This is a genomic window from Streptomyces sp. Tu 2975, assembly GCF_009832925.1.
In the GTDB taxonomy this organism is placed as follows: domain Bacteria; phylum Actinomycetota; class Actinomycetes; order Streptomycetales; family Streptomycetaceae; genus Streptomyces.
In genome coordinates this window covers 829,850-844,689 of sequence record NZ_CP047140.1, presented here as the reverse complement: position 1 = coordinate 844,689, position 14,840 = coordinate 829,850, and the positions used below count along the sequence as shown (strand labels likewise).

General features: G+C 70.4%; 15 protein-coding genes and 1 pseudogene. 8 read left to right on the top strand and 8 right to left on the bottom strand.

Annotation, left to right across the window (positions count from 1 at the left end):
• Nucleotides 1–74 precede the first annotated feature (74 nt).
• A complete protein-coding gene (locus tag GLX30_RS03670) occupies nucleotides 75–929 on the top strand; it encodes a TIGR02452 family protein (protein ID WP_159683430.1) in 855 nt (284 codons plus the stop codon).
• On the opposite strand, the gene GLX30_RS03665 is transcribed toward GLX30_RS03670, so the two are convergent.
• On the bottom strand, nucleotides 914–1,411 hold the full coding sequence (locus GLX30_RS03665) for a type II toxin-antitoxin system PemK/MazF family toxin (RefSeq protein WP_244257994.1): 498 nt from the start codon (nucleotides 1,409–1,411) through the stop codon (nucleotides 914–916). The genes GLX30_RS03670 and GLX30_RS03665 overlap by 16 nt on opposite strands.
• A 165-nt stretch (nucleotides 1,412–1,576) precedes the next feature.
• Here GLX30_RS03665 and GLX30_RS34975 point away from each other — a divergent pair, with 165 nt between their 5' ends.
• Entirely contained in the window at nucleotides 1,577–1,744 is a 168-nt protein-coding gene (locus tag GLX30_RS34975; RefSeq protein ID WP_244257993.1) for a hypothetical protein, read from the top strand.
• A gap of 164 nt (nucleotides 1,745–1,908) precedes the next feature.
• On the opposite strand, the gene trxA is transcribed toward GLX30_RS34975, so the two are convergent.
• Nucleotides 1,909–2,304: a thioredoxin gene (trxA, locus tag GLX30_RS03655; RefSeq protein WP_159683427.1), complete on the bottom strand. Its 396-nt coding sequence runs from the start codon at nucleotides 2,302–2,304 to the stop codon at nucleotides 1,909–1,911.
• A 118-nt stretch (nucleotides 2,305–2,422) separates the two neighbouring features.
• On the opposite strand from trxA, the gene GLX30_RS03650 reads away from it, so the two are divergent.
• The 6 genes and pseudogenes from GLX30_RS03650 to GLX30_RS03625 all read left to right on the top strand — a co-directional run bounded on the left by GLX30_RS03650 (nucleotide 2,423) and on the right by GLX30_RS03625 (nucleotide 9,165).
• The gene (locus tag GLX30_RS03650) at nucleotides 2,423–3,856 is read left to right on the top strand and encodes an NAD(P)/FAD-dependent oxidoreductase (protein WP_159683424.1); all 1,434 of its coding nucleotides are present in this window, start codon (nucleotides 2,423–2,425) and stop codon (nucleotides 3,854–3,856) included.
• 219 nt (nucleotides 3,857–4,075) lie between these two features.
• A complete protein-coding gene (locus GLX30_RS03645; protein WP_159683421.1) occupies nucleotides 4,076–4,858 on the top strand; it encodes a DUF899 domain-containing protein in 783 nt (260 codons plus the stop codon).
• 360 nt (nucleotides 4,859–5,218) lie between these two features.
• Nucleotides 5,219–6,360, top strand: a pseudogene (locus tag GLX30_RS03640) (glycoside hydrolase family 64 protein).
• A gap of 244 nt (nucleotides 6,361–6,604) precedes the next feature.
• Nucleotides 6,605–7,549, top strand: coding sequence for an AEC family transporter (locus GLX30_RS03635; protein WP_159683418.1), 945 nt, complete (start codon nucleotides 6,605–6,607; stop codon nucleotides 7,547–7,549).
• 95 nt (nucleotides 7,550–7,644) lie between these two features.
• On the top strand, nucleotides 7,645–8,610 hold the full coding sequence (locus GLX30_RS03630) for a pirin family protein (protein ID WP_159683415.1): 966 nt from the start codon (nucleotides 7,645–7,647) through the stop codon (nucleotides 8,608–8,610).
• A gap of 93 nt (nucleotides 8,611–8,703) precedes the next feature.
• On the top strand, nucleotides 8,704–9,165 hold the full coding sequence (locus GLX30_RS03625) for a hypothetical protein (RefSeq protein WP_159683412.1): 462 nt from the start codon (nucleotides 8,704–8,706) through the stop codon (nucleotides 9,163–9,165).
• 276 nt (nucleotides 9,166–9,441) lie between these two features.
• Here the strand turns inward: GLX30_RS03625 and GLX30_RS03620 are convergent, their stop codons facing one another.
• From GLX30_RS03620 to GLX30_RS03595, 6 genes are all read right to left on the bottom strand, one after another.
• On the bottom strand, nucleotides 9,442–9,846 hold the full coding sequence (locus tag GLX30_RS03620) for a transcriptional repressor (RefSeq protein WP_244258414.1): 405 nt from the start codon (nucleotides 9,844–9,846) through the stop codon (nucleotides 9,442–9,444).
• 140 nt (nucleotides 9,847–9,986) lie between these two features.
• Nucleotides 9,987–11,297 (bottom strand): MFS transporter, encoded by a 1,311-nt coding sequence (locus GLX30_RS03615; RefSeq protein WP_208545352.1) that lies wholly within the window; start codon nucleotides 11,295–11,297, stop codon nucleotides 9,987–9,989.
• Nucleotides 11,294–12,115, bottom strand: coding sequence for a DUF364 domain-containing protein (locus GLX30_RS03610; protein ID WP_159683409.1), 822 nt, complete (start codon nucleotides 12,113–12,115; stop codon nucleotides 11,294–11,296). The genes GLX30_RS03615 and GLX30_RS03610 overlap by 4 nt, the downstream gene beginning before the upstream one ends.
• Nucleotides 12,116–12,154: 39 nt before the next feature.
• Nucleotides 12,155–12,934 (bottom strand): phytanoyl-CoA dioxygenase family protein, encoded by a 780-nt coding sequence (locus GLX30_RS03605; protein ID WP_208545351.1) that lies wholly within the window; start codon nucleotides 12,932–12,934, stop codon nucleotides 12,155–12,157.
• A gap of 43 nt (nucleotides 12,935–12,977) precedes the next feature.
• Nucleotides 12,978–14,012 carry a pyridoxal-phosphate dependent enzyme gene (locus tag GLX30_RS03600; RefSeq protein ID WP_159683406.1) on the bottom strand — a complete coding sequence of 345 codons (1,035 nt, stop codon included), beginning with the start codon at nucleotides 14,010–14,012 and terminating at the stop codon, nucleotides 12,978–12,980.
• Nucleotides 14,013–14,030: 18 nt separating this feature from the next.
• Nucleotides 14,031–14,798 carry a methyltransferase gene (locus GLX30_RS03595; protein ID WP_159683403.1) on the bottom strand — a complete coding sequence of 256 codons (768 nt, stop codon included), beginning with the start codon at nucleotides 14,796–14,798 and terminating at the stop codon, nucleotides 14,031–14,033.
• Nucleotides 14,799–14,840 lie beyond the last annotated feature (42 nt).

The following is a 14,840-nucleotide window of genomic DNA, read 5'->3' as shown; positions in this document are numbered from 1 at the left end:
GTCCGCACAAGAGTGCCCCTGAGTAGCGGAAATGTGTTTGCCGCCGTCACGTGGGGTTCCCGATGATGTCGGGCATGAGTGCACGACTGCGGGGAATCGCCAAGCAGACCGAGGAGATCGTCGGGGCCGGGGGGTACCGCCTTCCTGACGGACGCGAGGTACGGATAGGGCAGCAGCTCGCCACCGCACTGGCGGGCACACGGATGTACGGACCGGAGCCCGTCGCCGTCTCACCGGACACCGACCGGATCACCCGCTTCGAGGTCACGGGCGAGAGCAGCACCGAGGCCGCCCGGCGGCTCACCGGCGCCGGAGCGGGACCGGTCGCCGTCCTGAACTTCGCCTCCGCCCGCAACCCCGGCGGCGGTTACCTCAACGGGGCACAGGCGCAGGAGGAGGCACTGTGCCGGTCTTCCGCCCTGTACGCCACCCTGCTGCGCGTGCCCGAGTTCTACGAGCACCACCGGACGGAACGCAGCGTCTTCTACACCGACCGGGTGATTCTCTCGCCCGGGGTGCCGGTCTTCCGCGACGACCGGGGGCAGCTGCTGGAGGAGCCGTTCACGGTCGGCTTCCTCACCTCTCCCGCGCCCAACGCGGGAGTCGTCGCGCTCCGCACACCGGGCGAGGTCCACCGCATCCCCGCGGCGCTCGCGTCACGAGCGGAACGGGTCCTGGAGACGGCAGCGGCCGGCGGCTACCGCCGTCTCGTGCTCGGCGCCTGGGGCTGCGGCGTCTTCCGTAACGACCCCGCGGCCGTCGCCGGCGCCTTCCACGCGCTGCTGACCGGGGACGGCCGGTTCGCCGCCCACTTCGAGGAGATCGTCTTCGCCGTGCTCGACCGGGCCGGCACCTCGCCGACGCTCGCCGCGTTCCGCCGTACCTTCGCCGACCGGACCGGTGCCGCCGGGGCTCAGCTCCAGCCGTAGCGCTCCCGCAGCCGCCGCACCACACGGTCGAACCGCGGACGGTCCAGCGCGCTCGCCTCACGGCGCATCCCCGTCTCGTGCACCCGCAGCACCCGGTCCAGATCCACCCACGACTCGCGTCCTGCGCCGTCCCACGGCCCCACGCCGATCGGCACCCACTCCCGGTCGTGGTCGTGGGGCTTGCTGGACAGCTGGACGGCCAGCAGCGTGCCGGCCGCCTCCCTGGCCACGACCAGCACCGGCCGGTCCTTGCCCCGGCCGTCGTTCTCCTCGAACGGCACCCACGTCCAGACGATCTCGCCCGGATCCGGATCGCCGTCGCGGTCCGGCGCGTACGAGGTGCGGACCGGTCCGACGCGGACGGGATCGGCCTCCGTGGTGGCGGCCGGGCCGCTGCTGCCGGGCAGGTGGGCGGAGACGTCGGAGCGCGTGGAGCCGTGCGGTTCACGCGCGCCGGGCGAAGGGGCGGTGGAATGCGTCATCCGGTCACGGTAGTGCCCGCCGGGCGACATGCGGGCGCGGCGACGGGTGTCTAGCGTCGCCTGCATGAACACTCAACCGCAGCGCTTCGGGATCATCGTGGTCCCCGAACACGTCGAAGGGCACGATCCCGCCACGCTCCCGAGGACGTCATCCGCTCCGCCGTCGTGGACGCCACGGGGGAGCTGGGCGCGTCGGGGTTCCCGCGTTACGTCGGCGACGGCGTCGAGGTCGACATCGACCCGGAGACCCGTGCGGTCGAGGCCCTGCTGGTCGACGGCGCGGAGCTGTCGCTGGGACTGGTGGCGCGGGTCGTGGACGCGCAGGAGGCGTAGCGGACGCGCAGGAGGCCTGGCGCCGCCCCTCGAGGATGTGGCGCCGTGGCACGGACGACCGTGCCGGGGTGTGACACGCGAACGGCCGGGGTCCGGCCCGAAGAGAATCGGGCCGGACCCCGGCCGGACGTATGCGGGGAACCATCAACAGGGAACGCGCACGGTCAGGCGCTTGCCTGGCCGCCCCCGGCGTCGGCGCCCTTCTGGGCCTCGTCGATCGACTTGCGGACCGCGTCCATGTCCAGCGCGCGCGCCTGGCCGATGACGTCCTCGAGGGACGACTCGGGCAGTGCACCGGGCTGGGCGAAGACCGCGACGTTCTCGCGCACGATCATCAGGGTCGGGATGGAACGGATCTCGAAGGCAGCCGCGAGCTCCTGCTGCGCCTCGGTGTCGACCTTCGCGAACACCAGGTCGGGGTGACGCTCCGACGCGCCCTCGAAGACCGGCGCGAACTGGCGGCAAGGACCACACCAGGAAGCCCAGAAGTCGATCAGGACAAAGTCGTTGTCGGTCACGACCTGATCGAAGTTTTCCTTGGTGAGCTCAACGGTGCTCATGACGTGCTACCTCTTCCTGAGGTCCGGGGGACTCGCCCCGCACAACGGTGCCCGGGGCCGTGCTATTCCTGCCCCTGCCCATGTGGCCAGGACGCACACCCCGGATCAGACTGGCCCTATGACCCATGCTGTGGAGTACGACGTCGTAGTGCTGGGCGCGGGCCCCGTCGGGGAGAACGTGGCGGATCGGACCAGAGCGGCGGGCCTGAGCACCGCGGTGGTGGAGAGCGAACTCATCGGCGGCGACTGTTCCTACTGGGCGTGCATGCCCAGCAAGGCGCTGCTGCGCCCGGTGATCGCGCGGGCCGACGCCCGCAGGCTGCCCGGAGTGAGCGCCGCCGTACAGGGCCCGCTGGACAGCAAGGCCGTACTGGCCCGCCGCGACGAACAGGCGGCCCACTGGAACGACGAAGGCCAGCTGGCCTGGCTCGATTCCATCGGCGCACGTGTCTACCGGGGCAAAGGCGCCCTCCACGGCCCCAGGAAGGTGGTGGCGTACGGGCCGGAGGGCGAGCACTACTCACTGACCGCCCGGCACGCCGTCGTCGTGAGCACCGGCAGCCGCGCCGTACTGCCCGACATCCCCGGGCTGGCCGGAGCCAGGGCGTGGACGAGCCGCGAGGCCACCAGCGCCCGCGAGGCGCCGGGCCGGCTCGCGGTCGTCGGCGGGGGAGTGGTCGGGGTGGAGATGGCCACTGCCTGGCAGGCACTCGGCTCGCAGGTGACCATGCTCGTCCGCGGCGGCGGACTGCTGCCCAGGATGGAACCCTTCGTCGGCGAACACGTGGCGGAAGGCCTCAGGGAGGCCGGCGTCACCGTCCGGACGGACACCGACGTCACCGCCGTCGAACGGCCCGGCGGCACCGGCCCCGTCACCCTGGTCCTCGGCGACGGTGAGCGCATCGAGGCCGACGAGGTGCTCATCGCGACGGGCCGCGCCCCGCGCACCGAGGACATCGGACTGGACACCGTGGGCCTGGAGCCGGGCTCGTGGTTGACGGTCGACGACAGCTGCCTCGTGCAGGGCACGGACTGGCTGTACGCGGTCGGTGACGTCAACCGCCGCTCGCTGCTGACCCATCAGGGCAAGTACCAGGCCCGGGTCGCGGGGGCCGCCATCGCCGCCAGGGCGCAGCAGGTCCCCTTGCTGGAGACCGACCGCTGGGGCGCCCACTCCGCGACAGCCGACCACGCGGCAGTGCCGCAGGTGGTGTTCACCGACCCCGAGGCAGCGGCCGTGGGGCTCTCGCTCGCCGAGGCGGAAGGGGCAGGACACCGGGTGCGCGCCGTCGACTACGACCTCGCCTCCGTCGCGGGAGCCGGACTGTACGCGGAGAACTACCGCGGACATGCCCGCATGGTCGTCGACCTCGACCGCGAGATCCTGCTCGGCGTCACCTTCGTCGGCGCCGGCGTCGGGGAGCTGCTGCACTCGGCCACGATCGCGGTGGCCGGGGAAGTGCCCATCGACCGGCTGTGGCACGCGGTTCCGTCCTTCCCGACCATCAGCGAGGTCTGGCTGCGGCTGCTGGAGACGTATCGGGCGGGCTGACAAGGGGGCATGCGTGTGCGTGTGCTCGGGGTCGGCAGGGAGGCGTTCCCGCCCTGCCGGCCCCGAGTCATGGGAGGCGGGCCGGCTCGCCCCATGACTCGGGGCCCGGCCGGAGGCGCACCTGCCGCGATGAGTTCCCACCGGCTCGGGAGTCCCTTCTGGTGACCGTCGGAGGACGCCGTACGACGCGGGCCGGCACAAGACACCACGGAGGACCCCATGACGACCACGCCGAGTGACCCGAGCGCCGCGCTGCCCGGCCGCCCGCCCGTCGTCGACCTGGCCACCTGGCAGGCCGCCCGTGACGAGCTCCTGGTCCGCGAGAAGGCCCACACCCACGAGGGCGACGCCATCGCCGCGGCCCGCCGCCGGCTGCCGATGGTGGAGTTCGACGGGACGGTCGAGGTCGTCGGTCCTGACGGCCCGGTCCCGTTCCTGGACCTGTTCCAGGGCCGCGACGAGCTCGTGGTGTACAAGCACATGTGGTACGACGGCGCGCCGCACCAGGGGCAGTGCGAGGGCTGCACCACCACGGCCTGGCACCTGAAGGACGCGGTCTACCTCAACGCCCGCGGCGTCTCGTTCGCCGTCCTCACCACGGGCCGGTGGGACGAGGTGGCCGCCTTCGTCGAGTTCATGGGCTACACCCAGCCCTGGTACTCGGTGCGCGACGTCGACGCGCCGGTCGGTGGCGACATGGGATACCTCACCTGCTTCCTGCGCGACGGCGACCGCGTCTTCCTCACCTACTCCACGACGGGCCGTGGCAACGAGCGGGTCAACGGCTCCCTCGGCCTCCTCGACATGACGCCCTACGGCCGCGGTGAGGCGTGGGAGGACAAGCCCGAGGGCCGGCCCGAGGGTGGCAGCCCGTGCTGGTCCTGGCGCTCGGACGCGGACGGGAACGCCACTTGGGGCCCGACAAGCCGCCCCGTGCCCCAGTGGACCCGCCCCGGCGCGACCCCTGTCGACACCCTTGGCCGGCACGGCGACCACCACTGACGCGCTTTCTTCGCAGCGTCGGCAGCGGTGTCAGGGCCGGGCGGAACCTGACGACGTCGAGGACAACTCCTGCGCGGATTCTTGACGTCGGATCGGCGCGGGCCGATTCTGAGAGCGCTCTCGAGAGCGCTCTCAGTCGTCGGTTCCGGGCCGGGACCACTCCTTCGAACCGTCCGGCTCTGGAGCGTGACGGCATCCCACCAGCATCCGACGACGATCCGACAAGGATCCGTCGAGGATCCGATCAGGAGGAGGTGGAGCGTGCCTGTCTCACGGAAGTTACTGGCGCTGGCGTTCACCGCGCTGCTGTGCGCCGGCGGTGTCACCGCCACCGGGCCCACCGCGACGGCGGAAGCCGCGGTGCCTGTCACCGCCACCGGGCACACTGCGACGGCGGAAGCCGCGGTGCCCGCGACCATCCCGCTCAAGTTCACCAACAACTCGGGCCGCAGCGAGCCGGTTTATATCTACAACCTCGGCACGGAGCTCAGCACCGGCCGGCAGGGCTGGGCCGACGCGAGCGGCACGTTCCACCCCTGGCCTGCCGGCGGCAACCCACCGACGCCGGCCCCCGACGCGTCGATCGCCGGTCCCGCGTCCGGCCGTTCCGTCACGATCCGGATGCCCAAGTTCTCCGGGCGCATCTACTTCTCGTACGGGCAGAAGCTCGTCTTCAAGCTCACCACCGGCGGCCTGGTGCAGCCCGCGGTGCAGAATCCGAGCGACCCGAACCGCAACATCCTCTTCAACTGGTCGGAGTACACACTCAACGACTCCGGCCTGTGGATCAACAGCACACAGGTGGACATGTTCTCCGCCCCCTACGCGGTCGGCGTCCAGGCCGCCGACGGAACGGTCAAGAACACCGGCCACCTCAAGCCCGGTGGCTACAACGGCTTCTACAACGCCCTGCGCGGCCAGCCCGGCGGGTGGGCGAACCTCATCCAGACCCGCGCGGACGGCACCGTCCTGCGCGCCCTCGCCCCGGCCACGGCATCGAGGCCGGCGCGCTCCCGGCGAACATCATGGACGACTACATCAACCGGGTCTGGAACAAGTACACCACCTCGACGCTCACGGTCACGCCCTTCGCCCACCAGCCCGGCACCAAGTACTACGGCCGGGTCTCCGGCGGGGTCATGAACTTCACGAACGGCTCCGGGACCGTCGTCACCTCCTTCCAGAAGCCGGACTCCGACAGTGTCTTCGGATGCTACAAGCGGCTCGACGCCCCCAACGACCACGTGCGCGGCCCGATCTCGCGCACTCTGTGCGCGGGCTTCAACCGCTCGACACTGCTGGTCAACCCCAACCAGCCGGACACCGGTTCCGCGAACTTCTACAAGGACGTCGTGACCAACCACTACGCCCGCAAGATCCACGCCCAGATGGCCGACGGCAAGGCGTACGCCTTCGCCTTCGACGACGTCGGCGCCCACGAGTCACTGGTGCACGACGGCAATCCGCAGACGGCGTACGTCACGCTCGACCCGTTCAACTGACGGGTTTTCACCCCGCCCGTCCCTCGGTACGGCACGCACCGGGACGGCGGCCTAACCTGTGACTCCCGCCCGAACCCCCGAGGTCCGTGTCGTGTCGCGGAGGTATACCGTCCCGACAGTGTCTCCGCCGTCAAGGCAGCCCACTCTCCCCGGGGCTCCACCGGCCCTCGAACTTCGCCGTCTCCGGGCTCCACCTTCCCGGGGCGGCGGAGAGGTCTTGATCACCGTCGGGCATGCTGGGCAGGTGACCGTGCTCTCCGGCTTTCTGCCCATCTGGGCGATCACCGCCGTCGGTTATGCGGCCGGCCGGTACGACGTACTCGGAAAGCACGCCCAGTCGGTGCTGGGCCGGTTCGCCTTCGCGTTCGCCATGCCCGCGCTGCTGTTCATGACACTGTCGCGGGCCGACGTGTCCGACCTCCTGAGCCCCGGCGTGGCGGTCTTCGCCGCCAGCGTCCTGATCATGCTCGTCCTCGGCCTGCTGATCGGCCGGTGGGTGTTCCACCGCCGACGGGCCGACCGGGCGATCGGCGCCATGGCGGGCGCGTACGTGAACTCCGCCAACCTCGGCATCCCCGTGGCCGTACATGTGCTGGGTGACGCCTCGTTCGTGGTCGCGGCAGCCCTGTTCCAGACGCTGTTCGTCACCCCACTGATCCTGACACTCATAGATCTCGACGCGGGCCGCGGCGCCGGCGGCCGCAGCCGCTTCCTGTGGCTGCCGCTGCGCAACCCCATCATCGCCGCGTCGGCCGCGGGAGTGACGGTGTCCGTCCTCGGAGTGCAGCTGCCGGAGGCCGTGACCGCACCCGCCCTGATGCTCGGCGGCGCGGCCGTCCCGGCGGCGCTGTTCGCGCTGGGCATGTCCCTCGACACCCGCGCCACGGAGCCCGGCACCGTGGCCCTCGAGGACGCCGCGCCCGCCGGGCGTGCGGAGCGGCACGTCCTCGTCACCCTCAAAACGGTTGTCCAGCCGCTGCTTGCCTACGCGTTGGCCCGGTGGGGGTTCGGCATCGAGGGTGACGAGCTGCTGGCGGTAGTGCTCTGCGCGGGCCTTCCGACGGCCCAGAACGCGTTCATCTTCGCGTCGCAGTACCGCCTCGACACCCGACTCGTCAGGGACGCAGTCGTGTTGACCACCCTGTTCTCCATGGGATCCCTGTCGCTGATCACGTGGCTTCTCGCGTGAGAGGCCCGGCGGTGGGGGCACGTGACGGCGTGCCGCGGTAATCAAGGGCGCGGAAGGTGGACCCCCGGGCACCGGCACCGGATTAGGTTGGCCCCATGAGCAATCTCGATCGTCAGGCCACCCTCTCCGTATGCGGCGGGCGTGGCTTCGTCGTCGCCGAGCCCGTCCGGGAGCTCCTCAGCCCGCGCCGCGTCCAGCTCGGCGAGTCCACCGAGGTCCGCCGGCTGCTGCCCAACCTCGGGCGGCGGATGGTGGGCGCCTGGGCCTTCGTCGACCACTACGGTCCCGACGACATCGCCGACGAGCCGGGCATGCAGGTGCCGCCGCATCCGCACATGGGCCTGCAGACCGTCAGCTGGCTGCACGAGGGCGAGGTCCTGCACCGCGACAGCACGGGGGCGCTGGCCACCATCCGCCCCCGGGAACTCGGGCTGATGACCTCCGGGCGGGCGATCAGCCACTCGGAGGAGAGCCCCCGTCCGCACGCCCGCTTCCTGCACGGCGCCCAACTGTGGGTGGCGCTCCCCGCGGAACACCGCGGCATCGAGCCCCACTTCCAGCACCACACGGAACTGCCGGCGGTCACCGCCCCCGGCCTGAGCGCGACGGTCGTCCTCGGCACCCTCGACGGAACGGCTTCGCCGGGAACGACGTACACGCCCCTCGTGGGAGCGGACGTCACCCTCACCCGGGGCGCCGAGGCCCGCCTGCCGCTCGACCCCGACTTCGAGTACGCGGTGCTCTCCATGTCCGGCGAGGCCCATGTCGACGGCGTTCCGGTACTCCCCGGCTCGATGCTCTACCTCGGCTGCGGCCGCTCCGAACTGCCCCTGCGCGCCGACTCGGACGCGAGCCTGCTGCTCCTGGGCGGCGAGCCGTTCGAGGAGGAGATCGTGATGTTCTGGAACTGGATCGGCCGGACCCACGAGGAGATCACCCAGGCCCGCGAGGACTGGATGAACGGGACCCGCTTCGGCGAGGTGAAGGGCTACGACGGCCCTCCGCTTCCGGCCCCGGAGCTGCCTGCGACGCCGCTGAAGGCGCGGGGGAGGGTGCGCTGACCTGGGGGATTTGCTGTCCGGCACAAGCCGCTCAAGGAGGTCCGCCATGCACAGCTGCGCCCTCTCATCACCACGCCAGTCCTTGGGGGGACCATGCGACACACCATCACCGCCATGACCGCCGCCCTGCTGCTCCTCGCCCTCGCCGGCTGCTCCTCTGCCGACAATCCACCGAGCAGCGCGTCACCGAAGTCCGGCCAGAACGCCGGCACCGAGAAGCCGAGTAGCCCGCCGGCCGACGACGGAAAGGCGCAGCTAGAGCAGGCCGTGCGCGACTACACCGCCGCCCTCTTCAGCGGCAACGAGAGCGGCTACGCCCGCCTCTCTGCCCGCTGCCAGAAGCAGATGACCAACGCCGCATGGGTCACGCTGGCCAAGACCGCCCACCAGCAGTACGGCGCGCAGAAGGCCACCGATGTGAAGGTCGACCAACTGTCCGGTGACCTGGCGCGCGTCAGTTACGGCGCCGGCAACATCCCGCAGTTCGAGCGTGAGGGGCAGCCGTGGGCGCGCGAGGGTGGTACGTGGCGCTGGGACGCGTGCCCGTCGAGCTGACCCTCCGTTTCGTACGACGTCGGGGCTGCTGGCCTCCACATCGACTCAAGGCGACGCTCAGATTTCTGATAGCCGATGCACAAGTCCCGGCCGCCGGGGAGACGGACTCAGGGGTTTCCACCGCCCAGGAGTTGAACCTGCCGCCGTTGGAGCGCGTCTTGGAGGCGGTTGCGTGGCTCGCGCCACTGACGGTGCAGCCGTCCTGAGGTGACAGGCTTGGTCGTCGGCCTGAGAGGGCATCTGATCGCGCACACGACAACCTCTGAACTGACCGCCCTACCGCGCCGCGTCACCCGCCCTGCTTCGGTTGCGTCGGCAGTTGCCGCAGACGCCGCTGAGTTCGAGGGTGTGGTCCACTTCGGCGAATCCGGTCGTACGGGACACATGAGCGACCCAGCGCTCGACGACGTCGGTGTCGAGAGGCTCGCCACGACGGCAGCTGCGGCAGATGATGTAGTGACGGTGCTCGGCTGCGGGTCGATGCCGGTAGCGCCGTTCGCCGATCTCTGACCGCACGACGTCGGCCCCACCGGTCCGCTCCGCATCCTGCAGGGCGCGATAGACAGTGGTGAGGCCGACCCGGATGCCTTCATCGGCCATTCGCGCGTGCAGCTGCTGGGCAGACACGAAGTCTGCGCATCCGGCGAGGGCCTGTGCGACAGCTGCCCGTTGGCGTGTCACGCGCCTGCCCGACTCGGTTCTCACCGTCACAACCGACTCCTGCTGATCAATTCCCTGCCTCTACGGCGGGGACACCTACAGGCCGCGGCGCCGGCCCGCAGGCGTTCCCGCATCGATGCCCCGGTGTACTGGTGGCTTCCTCACCCACCAACAGGGGTGGAGCGTGCCACCGCGCGGGCGAAGACGAGCGCCGCGAAAGTCAGACCGCCCAGCGCCGCGGCAGTGCCCGGATACCCGCCGGCAGCGAGACCGACGCCACCGAGGCCGGCACCGAGGAAGACGCCGAAGCTCATCCCGGCGGCGTTGAGGCTCAGCGCCGTGCCCCGCAGCGAGCCGCACCGGCGCACCAGCAGTGTGGTGACACAGGCAGCCACCGCCGCGTGACCGGCCCCGATAAGTGCGGTCAAGGGAAGTGCCAGGAACAGAGAGTGGGTGAAGAAGACACCTACGAGAGCCGCCAGCGCCACCAGCAGGGCAAGCGTCATCAGTCGCTCGCTGGAGATCCTCGGCCGCTCGGAGCTCAGCAGTCGGCCGGCGAGGAGGTTGCCCACGAAGAACGAGGTCCCGCTCAAGGTCCAGACGATGGCGAACGGGCCGGGGTCCAGGCCGAAGCGCTCGTCGTAGAAGGCGGCGAGGTACGCGAGGTATCCCATGAACGCCGCCGTTCTCAGCATGGCCACGCAGAGGAGAGGAACCACTCCGGGAAGGGCGCCGAGCGACCTGAACGACGCGAGGTAGCCCGGCCGCGTCGCCTTTTCCGCGTCCCGGCCGGCCTCCTGCTCGGCGCGCTGGGAGCGCCGGCCTCGCAGGAAGAAGAACAGGGCGAGGGCGATGGCGATGGCCGCGACGGCCCACAAGTCGCCCTGCCAGCCCCACAGCACGGCAGGCAACGCCACCAGGGGCGCGGCCAGGAGTGCCGTGAGCGACTGGGTGGCAGTGATGAGGGTCGCTGCGCGGCCCGCGGCCGCGTCGTTGTCGAAGCGATCGGCCGCGGCCGCCGTCAGCGCCGGATTGAGCACGGCCGTACCGGCGCCGACCAGCAGGCAGAAGGCGGTCAGCAGGAGGAACTCGCCGCTGGCGCCGAAGGCGGCTGACAGGGCCAGCACGGCGAGTCCGCCCGCTGCCGCCCAATCCTTTCGGACGCGGTCGATGAGCGGAGCCAGCGCTGTACCCACGGCCAGGGCGGCGAGACCGCCGAGGCCACGAAGCTGCCCCAATGCGGCGACGCTGCCGTCCGCCGTGTCCGCGATGGGGACGAGGAACGTGCTGTAGATGGTGAAAGGCACCAGTCCCACGGCCGAGGCGAGCATGAAAGGCCACAGGACGCGGGTCATCTGCCAGTCGCCCGGCACGGCGTTGCCGCTCACCGCCGTCTTCGGTGCGGCTTCGGCGGGCTGCTCCGCCGAACCGGCGGTGCCGTCTGCCGCCGGCTGCTTCGTCTCGCTGCTCATGCCTGCTCCGCCCGGTACCGGTAGAGCGCGGTTGCGTCGGCACTGAACTGGGAGAAGGGGAAGGGCTCCGCGGACAGCGCGGTGAGGCCCGCGCCCAGGAAGGCGCGGGCGACCGCGCTGCCGGTCTGGGCGTAGACGACGAGCGGCATCTCGTGCTTGCGGCAGTGCTCCAGGATGACGTCGAAGCTGCCGTTGCTGAGGGTCATGCCCGTGGCGATCACTGCGTCGGCGTCGGTCAGCACCTGGTTCATGTCATCGGTGACAGCGTCGCCCCAGTTGGTGGTGCGCAGGTTGAAGTCGCAGGGCAGCGGGACACCGCCCTGCTCGCGTATCGCAGCCACCAGCGGGTTGACGACGCCGATCAGGGCCACCTTGGCACCGGGGGCGATGTCGAGCAGCCCGGCGACGGCCGCGTCCCTCGCCTGAGCCCGGGTTTCGGGCGTGCCGGTCGGCAGCGTGACCGTCTCCGCCGTGGCAGCAGTGCGGTGCGGCTGGACACGGCCCAGGTATGCGTCGAGGGCGGCGATGCGCACGGGGGCCGAATCGCTCTGTATGAGGTGGTCGAGGGTGTGGCCCGAGGCCTCGGCGCAGAACTCGGCGGCGAGCTCGCCGGGTTCGAAGGAACAGGCGCCGAAGGCGTCACCCGACCTCAGCAGGAGGTAGTGGTTGCGGTAGGTGACCTGGCTTCCGGCGAGCCGGGTCGTGTGGTGGAGCCAGAACGCACTGGTGACGGCCAGCTCCTGGGGAGGCGGCCCATAGGCGCCGTCGAGGACGGCCTGCTGGAGGTCGGGCACGGAGTGCGGCTGAGAGGCAGTCATGCGGGGTTCTTTCTGTTCTGCATACGAATGGGGCATGGATCAGGGCAGCTCTGCCAGCCGCTCGGGCCGGTACGGCAACTGCGCGAGTGTCGGGCGGCCGCCGGGCTGGAAGCACAGGAGCAGGGAACGGCGGTCCCTGGTGCTCGTATTGGGGCCCGAGCGGTGCACGATGAGGCCGGGAAACATGAGCACGGAGCCGGCCGGTGCCTCGACGGTCACCGCTCCGCTGACGTCGGTCCGCGCCGTGTCGACGAGCAGCCCGGTCGGCTCGGCGCGGTCACGCGGCGCGGGCCCGGCCAGGTGGCTTCCCGGGACGATCTCGACGGCGCCGTTGTCGGCGGTCACCTCGTCGAGGAAAATCATCGCGGTGGCGATGTCCTGGGCGTCAGGGCCTGCGCAGCAGTACCAGTACGGATGGTCCTGGTGCCAGCGGAACTCCGAACCTACGCCCGCCCTCTTGAAGTTGAGCTTCGAGGTGAACGGCCCCAGCCGCTCGGTGTTCAGCAGCCGGCGTATGGGTGCAGTGAGCCGCTCGTCGGTCCACAGGGCGTCCAGGCCGGGATTCAGGTGCGTGACGGGTGCCAGGCTTCGCACGGCAGGGGGGCGGGCGTCCGGGTCCCAGTGAACAGTGCTGCCGTCCGCCGTCTCCAGCCGGTGCCCGTCCGGCCACACGGTGACCTCCGTCTGCCCCTTCAGGGCTTGCTCGGTCACCCGGGAGAGCACCGCCTCCGCGGCCTGCGCCAGGGCCGAGGTCTTTGCAGGACCGAAAAGCCGGCGGTACAGGACGAATCCGCGTGAGCGCTGGTCGTCGAGGGACACGGCAGGACACCTTTCGGGAACGGGGACGGCAAACGGGACGAGGCTAGGCGGCCCCGGGCACCAGGAGCGGTTCGCCGCGCAGCAGTGCGCTTTCACGAGGTGGCCAGTCCATTGCTGACCAGGGGTGGCGCAACTCGTCCTGTGCGGTGACCTCGTGGGGCCGCATCGCGCCGAGGCCGATGGCTTGGGGGTGGTTGGCGTAGGCACTGTCGACGTAACGGTGCCCGGTGTCGGCGGCAAGGAAGACATAGGTCCTTGAGTCGTCGCGCTCGCGCTCCCAGAGCGTGGCGAGGTAGGCGGCGCCGGCCGAAAGACCGGCGAAAATGCCGCTGGCCCGCAGGAGTTCGACGGCGCCGGACATGGCGTAGTCGAAGTTGACCCAGTGGATACGGTCGTACAGATCGTGGCGGACGTTCTGGAAGGGGATGGAGCTGCCGATACCGGCGATGATCATGTCCGGGTCGGTGACGTGCTCGGCGCCGAAGGTGACGCTGCCGAAGGGCTGGATCCCGATGAGCGTCACCTCACGGCCTGCTTCGCGCAGATATGTAGCAATGGCCCCGGTGGACGCCCCGGTGCCTACCGCGCCGACCAGGGCCAGCGGCCCTTCGGGTACTTCCTTGCCGATCAGGTCGGCGACGTCGCGGTAGCCGAGGTAGTGGACAGAGTCGTGGTACTGCCGCATCCAGTGGTACTGCGGGTTCTCCCGCAGGAGTTCCCCGATCCGCTCGACACGCAGGTTCTGGTCGAGGCGCAGGTTCTTGGAGGGACGGACCTGTTCCAGGGTGGCGCCGAGGATCTCCAACTGGACGCGAAGCGTCCGGTCGACCGTGGTCGAGCCGACGATGTGGCACTTCAGTCCGTACCGGTGGCAGGCGAGGGCCAGCGCGTGGGCGTAGATGCCGCTGGAGCTGTCGATGAGCGTGTCACCGGGCTTGACCTGCCCGGTCTCAAGGAGGTGGCGTACGGCGCCGAGGGCCGAGTACAGCTTCATCGTCTCGAAGCGCAGGCAGACCGCTCCCGGCGGAACGGTCACCACATCGGGTTCCTTGACCGCTTCGGCTATGTGCTCGTGCATGTCTTGCTCCTCCCCGTGTCAGGCGGCGTGATCGTGGCGCAGCTTGAAGAGGTACGCCTGGCAGTTGTCGCCCTCCCAGGTCTGGCGATGCGTGACCTCCGGCCGGAAACCGGCCTCGATGGCGTACGCGACGATGCTCTTGAGCTCCGAGGTGTTGGACACGATCAGATGGATCTCACCGTCGGGTGCGAGCAACTCCCGGTCCGTGATCTGGTCGAAGAACCGCGTCACGATGTCGATGCCCACGCAAACGTTGCGAATGACCGTTGGGTCGTCGCTGGTCCTCGTGCTGACCGCGGGCGGGTTGAAGGTGATGACGTCGAGTCGGGCGGAGGAGGGGAACTCCTCGAAGAGGTTGGAGACCAGCGGCCGGAAGACCGTGCCGGCGCGGTCGCCCACGATGCGTTCGTAGTGGGCGGTGGCCGTGGCGACGCTGTCCGGGTGGACGTCGGCCGCGTAGATCTCGCGGGCGCCCTGGACTCCCGCGATGACGGCCTCGACGCCGAGTCCGGCGCCGATGGCCGCGTACGACCGGCCCTCCAGCGGGATGGTGCCGTCCAGCAGGCGGTCGTGGACGATGCGGCTGGTGTCGCCCGGCTTGAAGACACCCGCCGGCAGGTCGAACGTCCAGCCGTTGTATGCGTAGGTGCGGTGAGTGTGGATGTCCGTTTTGGAGCTATTGATGGCGAGGATCTCGTCCCGGGGCAGGGTGTCGGGCAGCGCGTCGAGCAGTGCCCGGGCGTCGGTCTGTGCGGTCGTGGCGCCCGCTGCGGTCCGGTCGGTCATGTGTCCTCCGTGGTCGGGGATGTGGTGGGTGAACGTCGTGGG